Annotated in this window: 2 protein-coding genes; both read right to left on the bottom strand. The window is 31.8% G+C overall.

From position 1 onward, the window contains the following. Nucleotides 1–101 precede the first annotated feature (101 nt). On the bottom strand, nucleotides 102–551 hold the full coding sequence (locus CHU92_RS15495) for a hypothetical protein (protein WP_129582942.1): 450 nt from the start codon (nucleotides 549–551) through the stop codon (nucleotides 102–104). 9 nt (nucleotides 552–560) lie between these two features. After that, nucleotides 561–1,253: hypothetical protein (locus CHU92_RS15630; protein ID WP_165764534.1), on the bottom strand; the 693-nt coding region annotated here is incomplete at its 5' end.

Here is a 1,253-nt window from a genome sequence, read left to right on the forward strand (position 1 = left end):
AACATCCCATCGGGGTCTGTAAATATCAGTGGGCTGTTATAGCAATAGTTATGTATGGCGGCCACATGCTGTATCTTTGCTGACTTATATTAAATTAAAATTTAATTTCCATAAAAACCTCTCAACTTTGAATTTTTTTTGATTTTGTAAATGAAAGTACCAGTTTCTTTTGGTTTATCTTCATAATGTATAAAAACAACTGTTTTATCATTATATTTTGCATAAGGTTCAGATGTATCTTCAAAAAAGGAGTTTTTATAACTATAATACATTACTTGTGGCTTTCGACCATAAATAATTACATAGCTATATTGTGAAAAATCAAATACATTTTCGCAATGTTTTTTAATAAAATTTGTTTGTTTATTTATAAAACTATAGTTAGTCAAGTCGTCCTCTGAATGTATAAAAACATAACCATCAGGTCTAAATTCTTTAATCGAAGGAATTTGACAAACCAAAGAAAATTCAATATAAGTTTTCCAACAGAATATCACTAAACTTATTAGTAATAAAAAAAATGTTATTAAGATTACACGTTTAGGTTTCATAATTTAGCTTTAAAATCCGTTATCATCCAATATTATCCATGGTTGTCTATTTGCAGTATATGGTCTCATGTATTGAGGGCTTGAAGGTCTTGTACCGTCTGTCATAAGTGAATGATAATTTACAGAGCCATTAGTTCCTTTAACTTGTTTGAAACCAAAATTTGTTTTAAAGGCATCTGCTATTGGCTGCATTGTACCTCTTAAAGGACCTTGGTCTCCATGTGCTTCCTTTACTCTATCAGCACTATGGCAAGTGTACATGTTTAATCTTGTTCCACTTAAATCTGCTTTCGGTTGGGCTAAGTCTTGAACATTCATGGCATCACTACCTGAAATATTTGTTTTTCCATCACCTGTAGAAGTAAACTGTGCATTTGTTTCAGAGTTAACATTTATTGATTGATTTTTTCCATGAGTCATAATAATAACTTCTTTAGGAGCACCATTCATTTTTGCCCAGTCCTCGGCAAATCCCTGAGTTGTACCTGTATTGCTTAGAGCAACTGCTCCTTGTCCATATTTTTTTACAGCATCATCGTATTGTATCATTGCTTGTTCATAAAATTCGCTATCATAGAATATATATACTTGTATAGATTTTAAATCATCATCTTCAATGTTTTTCCCATCTTTATCAACCCAATCATCACTACCACCCGATCCGCCATTATCCAATTGAGAGCTGAACCCATAGTTACCATC

Origin of the sequence: Flavobacterium cyanobacteriorum (assembly GCF_002251835.1) — a bacterium.
GTDB classification, from domain to species: domain Bacteria; phylum Bacteroidota; class Bacteroidia; order Flavobacteriales; family Flavobacteriaceae; genus Flavobacterium; species Flavobacterium cyanobacteriorum.